Origin of the sequence: uncultured Thiodictyon sp., from assembly GCA_903837595.1 — a bacterium.
Taxonomy (GTDB): Bacteria; Pseudomonadota; Gammaproteobacteria; order Chromatiales; family Chromatiaceae; genus Thiodictyon.
This window is the reverse complement of sequence record CAILVI010000182.1, coordinates 23511-29927: the sequence shown is the minus strand read 5'-3', so window position 1 is coordinate 29927 and position 6417 is coordinate 23511. Positions and strand designations below refer to the sequence as shown.

6 protein-coding genes are annotated in these 6417 nt (G+C 67.6%); 5 read left to right on the top strand and 1 reads right to left on the bottom strand.

Annotation, left to right across the window (positions count from 1 at the left end; translation table 11 throughout):
• Positions 1–646 precede the first annotated feature (646 nt).
• Complete coding sequence (locus QZY44_RS09795) at positions 647–940, top strand: hypothetical protein (protein ID WP_295445645.1); 294 nt, start codon at positions 647–649, stop codon at positions 938–940.
• A 123-nt stretch (positions 941–1063) separates the two neighbouring features.
• Here QZY44_RS09795 and QZY44_RS09790 read toward each other — a convergent pair whose 3' ends face one another.
• Positions 1064–1279, bottom strand: coding sequence for a hypothetical protein (locus QZY44_RS09790; RefSeq protein WP_295445643.1), 216 nt, complete (start codon positions 1277–1279; stop codon positions 1064–1066).
• Between the two features lie 744 nt (positions 1280–2023).
• On the opposite strand from QZY44_RS09790, the gene QZY44_RS09785 reads away from it, so the two are divergent.
• From QZY44_RS09785 to QZY44_RS09770, 4 genes are all read left to right on the top strand, one after another.
• Positions 2024–3904, top strand: coding sequence for a hypothetical protein (locus QZY44_RS09785; RefSeq protein ID WP_295445641.1), 1881 nt, complete (start codon positions 2024–2026; stop codon positions 3902–3904).
• Positions 3905–3986: 82 nt separating this feature from the next.
• Positions 3987–4385, top strand: a complete 399-nt coding sequence (locus QZY44_RS09780; protein ID WP_295445639.1) for a type I-E CRISPR-associated protein Cas6/Cse3/CasE — start codon at positions 3987–3989, stop codon at positions 4383–4385.
• The gene (locus tag QZY44_RS09775; protein WP_295445637.1) at positions 4382–4777 is read left to right on the top strand and encodes a type I-E CRISPR-associated protein Cas5/CasD; all 396 of its coding nucleotides are present in this window, start codon (positions 4382–4384) and stop codon (positions 4775–4777) included. The genes QZY44_RS09780 and QZY44_RS09775 overlap by 4 nt, the downstream gene beginning before the upstream one ends.
• A 452-nt stretch (positions 4778–5229) precedes the next feature.
• Positions 5230–6393, top strand: a complete 1164-nt coding sequence (locus QZY44_RS09770; RefSeq protein ID WP_295445635.1) for a hypothetical protein — start codon at positions 5230–5232, stop codon at positions 6391–6393.
• The last annotated feature ends 24 nt before the right edge of the window (positions 6394–6417 follow it).

Sequence of the window (6417 nt, the reverse complement as noted above, 5' to 3'; positions counted from 1 at the left end):
TGCCGGGATGGTGTTCCATAATAGGTGGAGTTTTTGTGCTAGGGTTGTCAGTGTCGCCGCCGTAGCTGTCATGGACCTGTCAGTCGGCTACCGCGGCGATGACTCTGGCTTCGCGGGCATGGCGACTGTACATGGCGCGCCCCCATCGACCGAACCCGGATGGTCCACCGGGCGGCGGCCGGGACCGATGCCCGAGTCGAGGTGCAGCCGCTCACCGGCGAGGCCCCCGGCAACGACGGGCCTGGAGCCCTTGACCGGGCAGGCGATTGGTCTCGGCCAGGTCAGGTCAGGGTGAGACGGCCCGCTTGCAGCAGGTCGAGATGACACTGGCCTGACGCCCTCTTCGCCCTCATCCATGAGGAATATCTGTTGGAGAGCGCGGGAGCGCCGGTCCATCTTTCATTGGAGCTGTCCCGTGAGGACTATGAGGCGATGATCGAGCCCTATCTGCGCGCGACCCTGGACGCCGTGGAGAAGGCCGAGCGCTTGCTGGAGGGGGCCAATACGGACGACCGAGATGACCTGGTGGACGGCATCGAGGCGGTGCGCGATGCCTTGGCCGCGGACGACATCAAGGCCCTGGAACTGGCGGTCGCCCAACTCGCCGATCTGAATCTATTACCTGGAATCTTAACGGCGACGCCGGATGGACCATTGCGCGTATTGCCGTGCCCGCCGGGAAGCAGAGGAGATCTGTCGCCGCTGCGGGACGGACTTGAGTTCACTATTCGCGGTGGAACAGGCGGCCGAGGCACAGATCACCCATGCCCTGCGCCAACTCGCCGCGGGCGAGGCGCCCGCGGCGCTCCAGACCCTGACCAGGGCCCGTGTGCTCAACGCGGAACCCTTCATCAAGCAGCTGCTGGGGTTTGTGCAGCACTTGGCTGACGACCCATCACGGCCCAATCAGGCAGACCAGGCTGATTGCGCTATGTTGTAGGGGCTGCGTTTTCGCCCGGCGCCAGGTTCCGCCCCAGCGCCGGGCCGAGCGGGTACTAAGGTGAACAGGCGACGTTTATCTGGTCGCTGAACTGGCCGAACTCCGTGTCGCCATGGACATGAATCACCTTATGTCAGCGGTGGCCTGTTTGGCGGCGGCCGCGGCATGGGTGGCGGCGGCGAAACTGGTGTTGAGGTCCTGGTTGTGGGCGCTGCTGGTGGCCAGGTCCTCATCGGTCAGGCCCAGCGCGACCTTGAGTGCGGGCAGATGGCTATCGAAATGGTTATCCCAGATCAGGTAGTCGCCATCCGTCAGGGGCATAAATGGCAATTTCGACATAGCTGCGATACTCCACGTTGGATGAGCAGAACGGCCCGCCGCCGCGCGACGGGCCTTGCCGGCAGTGGTCGGGTCGGACCCGGCCGTCGCGCCCGACGACGTGCCGCACCAAGCCGGCCGCACGCCGCCACACGATGGTTATGCAGGTAGGAGCAGTTTCTACGCGCGTATGAATCATTTCTAGGCGTGCATGAGAGGTTCCTGCGTACGTAGGAGAGATTTCTAAGCGCGTAGCAGAGGTTCCTACGCACGTAGCAGATGCTTCTGCGTGCGTAGTTCCCGCGGATTCCCTGGTAGGTTGCGGATAACCCATTATACGCAATGGGTTGCAACTCAGGGGAGAAAAGAAAAATACGTGAGTAGGAACGATTCCTACACGCTTATGGGACGCTCATGGGCGCCCACGGGGGCTGATTGCGCGTGGGTCGGACGTTCCTGCGTGCCGATGGGACCCGGATCAGCGCGCCGCCGACTCCCCGTGGCGCGCAACCGCCCTGGGTCCGCGCTGAGCGGCCCCGGTTACCCGTCGAGACCTTGCTGCTTGGCTGCATCTCCCACCGCCTGCCTCGTGATGAGGGCCGCGATAAAAGGCTTGCTGATCGGATGCTATTGCTCCTGGACAAAGTATAGCTCACCGCGACTTTGCTTTTCGTCAAGAAGCGATATACCACGTACTTCAAGTAGGAAAAGAGAACGGCGGTCGCTATGGCTTTGACGACGAGGATTGTGGTTGGCGTTGACGAAGTGACCGAGGTATCGCAACCCGTCTTCAGTACGCCGGGGCGGCAACTCGGACTCTTTGAGCTGTTCGCGGCCATCCAGGCCGGGGACTCATTGGAACTCACCCGCTTGGAACCGCACCAGCGCGGCCCGGCGGTCAACGTCCTGGCGGTCATGATGGTCGCGCTGCGGCGCTATGCCGTTGCCCCACCGCAAGCGGCGGCGGACTGGGAGCGGGAATGGCTGGCGCAGGTCGGTGCCGACGCGCTGCGGCTCATCGCGCCCGAGGATGATGGGGGGTTTTTCCAGCCCCCGCTCGACCCCGGCAAGAATCGCTCGGCGATGACCTTGAGCGATATCGATTTCACCTTCACCAAGCTCGAGCACGCCGCCAAGTCGGTCGCCGAGGGCACGGCCGAAGAGGCCATCTTTGTCCTCTGGAGTGGCCTCTGGGGCTTGTCGGTCGCCAAGTGGAATGGCGGGACCCGCCAAGGACCATCGGTCGTGCTCCCGTCCGATGACGGCACCCTCGCGGGCGAGGTGCGTCACCTCATCGCCGCCTATGAGGAGCACACCGCATCCATCATCGGCGCCCAGGCGATGGCCACCCGCGCCGCGGACCACTTCCTGTGGCTACGCCCGGTCAGCGCCGGCGGCATCACCGTCGACACGGTGCCCTATCCCTATCTGGAGGCCCGACCTTGCCACTTGGTGGCCGCCGCCCCCGGCGGCTATGCCGGAGTGGGCGAGCACTCCGTATGCTCCCGACTTGCCGGCAAGGGGCATGGCGACGACCCGCAGGTTCCCATTGTCGATGGCAAACCCTATCGGTTATGGGGCGGCCGTGTCTGGTCGATGCGGACGCGGCACGCGATGCTGTTTGGCGCCAACGATGTCATCCGCCCGAGGAGCATGCGGGTGCCGGGGTATCGGGTGGTGCGGGTCTGTGGACTCGGCGTGGATCAGGGCAAGACCCGCGGCTACTGGGAGGTGCTCCATCCGCTGACTCAGCGAGCCGTGTTCTCCTTGTCGCTGCAACCGCAGCGCGCCGCCGATCTCTCCCAGCGGGCGTTGGATTCCGCCGACCAGGTTGATGGTGCCTTGCGCTGGGCCGTCGGTGCGCTGATCGAAGGCTCGGCTCAATCCGCCGCGGTCAAGGCCAGCAAGGCACGCGCCGCACATGGGCTTGCCAACGCGCTTACCGAACCGCTGACCTCCACCGTCCTCGTGCTCCTGGCCGAACCGCCGGACCCCGCGGCCGAACAACTCGCCCTGCTGAAAGCCGCCGTTGCCGTCCTGCGCGCGGTCTGGGCGCAGATTGAGACCGGCTGTCCCGACCCGCTACGCCGCGCCGCCGGGGCCAATCGGCTGGGTGCCCGCATCCATCAGCTCACTGGAGAGTCGACGATGACCGAACTCCCGGACCTGTCGAAACAGGTCCACGCCATCCTGCAAGCGATTGCTGAACACCGGACACCCAATGACCGGGCGCGGCTGCGCACCATGCTCGCGACCGAGCCGCCGATGCTGTATTGGATGCTCCTCGGCCAAGTGCCGCCCCGCCTGATGGATCGGCCGGAAACCGAGGCCGTCTGGCGTGCAGTGCTGCCGGCCTTGGGCGCGCTGCGGTCAGGGGCCATGCCGATCGGCAAGGCCTTGGCGCAGACCGCCTACTCGGAAATGCGGGTGCGCCAGTTGCTGACCGCCACCGGCGAGACCCTGGTGGGGCAGGTGGCCGAGGTGGTCCGCTGGCTGGCCGCACATGAGGCGAAGGCGCTGGACCTGTCGACACTCGCGGCGCTCGCCCTGGCCGATGCGCTCGATGAGGAACAGGTTCGTGCCATGCTGCGGCAGGATATTGCGATGAGCTGGGGCCGGGCTCAGTCCCGGGCGGAGGCGGCGTGATGGCCGCCGCGCCGCCACCCGCGATTGCCGGCTCCTCGCCCGTCCTCGCCCAGTTTGCCGTGATGGTGCCCCAGGCCGTCGCGTGCCGCCGCTACGCGATGGTCAGCCACTCCGCTTCAGGGTGCGACTGGTGCCCACCGTGCGCCAGACCGGCAAGGGCGAGATCGACGCCCTGCTGTACGCGGTGCGCCAGGCGCCCGACGGGCAGCACAACCGTGCCCAGGTCTACGCCGAGTATCTGACCGAGCGCCTGGTCGGCGTCTCGGTGCAGGAGATACGGCTCGACGGCGCGCGCCTCACCGGCATGGTGCGGCGCCAGGGTAGCGGGTGGACCGAACGCGTCTTCCCGGTCGCCGACATGGGCGGTGTCCTGACAGTCACCGATTCAGTCCAGTTTGCCGCGACCCTCGCCCAGGGCCTTGGCCGCCAGCGCGGCTTCGGCTTTATTCGACTGGAACCAACCAACTGGCCATCGGGATGAAGTGCGCCGTGGTGGATCGGCACGGCGCCATACAGGTCATCGAGCGGGCGGGCGGCGGTCCGGCCAAGAAGCGCCAGATGCAGTATCGCCCGCTGCTTGCCGACGCCGACATGAGCGTGGTCGCGGTGGTCGATCCGCCATGGACAGCGCCGCAACTCCTTGAGGCACTTAGCGCACCGGTGTTCCCGCTGTGTCTCGGTCGCCAGTCGTGCCCTCCCAGTGGGCGGGTGGGGGAGCGTGTTCTTGAAACCTCGTCGCTCGACGGCGCGTTGGATGCGGTGCGGTCGGAGCGAGGTGGAACGGTGTACCGGCCCGTGGCGGGGCTGGTCGATGGGCTGGTGATGTCGGTGCCATCGCGGGGGCGGGGGGCGATGCTGTTTGCGGTGGGGTGATAGGGGCTGCTGTTTTGCAATGGTCGTTAGATGGATATGTGCGAGGATCTGTTCCCCGTGCGCGGGGGTTCACCGACAGCGGCCGGTGGCTATGATCATCACTCTGGCCACGGGTGCTTGCAGCAACCCGTCGCGGCCGGGGGGCCGCTCCTACGGCGTAGGAGCGGCCCCCCGGCCGCGACGAATCTCACGCGGTGGCCGGAGGCTCGACTCGCTGCCCTGGTCCGGTTAGCACTCGGGCGCGCCCGCGACTACGATCCTGCCGGGCGCACCCATCGGGGCTCAGCTGGTGATCGGCGCGGTGCCGCTCACGCAGCGGCTGGTCGTGATCGAGGCGCCCACCGGCACCGGCAAGACCGAGGCCGCGCTGCTGCGTGCGCTGCAACTGGTGGAGGCTGGCCTGGTGGACGGGCTCGATTTCGCCCTGCCCACCCGCGCGGCGGCCACCGAGTATGCTGGAGATCGTGCGTTCGCTGGTGCGGCGGCAATTGGCGTTGGGCGGGCATTGCCTGCTGATGTCCGCCACGCTGGGCGAGGTGCTGCGCGCCGAGTCGCAGCAGCGCCCGCGGCTGCCGTTGGCGCAGGCGCTGGCCGTGCCTTACCCCGCGGTGAATGCGCTGTCCGTCGCGGTGGCGACCGTCCGCTCGTCGCTGCGGGTGACGGGCTACGCCACCGCGCTGGGCGAGGTGGTGGCCTGCGTGCGCGGCGGCGGCTGTGCGCTGGTCATTCGCTCCACGGTGGACACCGCGACGGCGACCTATCAAGAACTGCTGGCGGCGGGCGTGCCGGCGATGCTGCACCACTCGCGCTATGCGGACCTGGATCGGCAGACGCTCGACGCGCGGCTGGTCGGTGTCATCGGCAAGGGCGGTACCCGGGTGCCGCTCGCCATCGTCGCCACCCAGACCGCGGAGCAGTCGCTGGATATCGACGCGGACCTGCTGGTCTCCGACCCCGCACCGTCAGACGTGCTGTTGCAGCGGCGCGGGCGGCTGGGGCGCCATCGCCCGCACCAGGTGCTGCCGATGCTGGTGCTTGAACCGCAGGCGCTGGAGGAGACCGCCGCGGTGGCGCTCCGGTTGGCGCAGGGCCAGCGGGGTAAGATGCCCGCCGGCAGCGAATGGGCCTATGTCTATGACGTGCTGGCGACGCTCGCCACCCTGGAGGCATTGCGCGGAAAGGACCGCATCGCGGTGCCGGACGATGTACGGGTGCTGGTGGAGACGGCCACCCATCCCGATTCGCTGCAGGCCTTCGCGCAGCGGCAAGGCTGGTTGCCCTTGTGGCAGGAGACCTGGGGCCGGCGGCTGACGCAGCGGCAACAGGCGCAGGGCGGGCTGCTCGACTGGTCACGGCCCTATGCCGAGCAGCCGGTGACTGAGGCGGTTCCGACGCGGCTCGGGGAAGGCTCGGTGACCGTCGAGCTCGGCGTGGCGCTGGCGTCACCCTTCACCGGATCGGCCATCGAGGCGCTGCCGGTACCGGCGCGCTGGCTGCGCGATGTCGCGCCCGGGACGGCTGGTGTGCCCGCACTGGACGGCGCGGGCGGTTACCGGGTGGACATCGGGCAGCGGCGATTTAACTATGGCTTGCTGGGGTTGCGGCGCGCGGGTTGACCGACGCGCTTGCGGCCCTGTTGT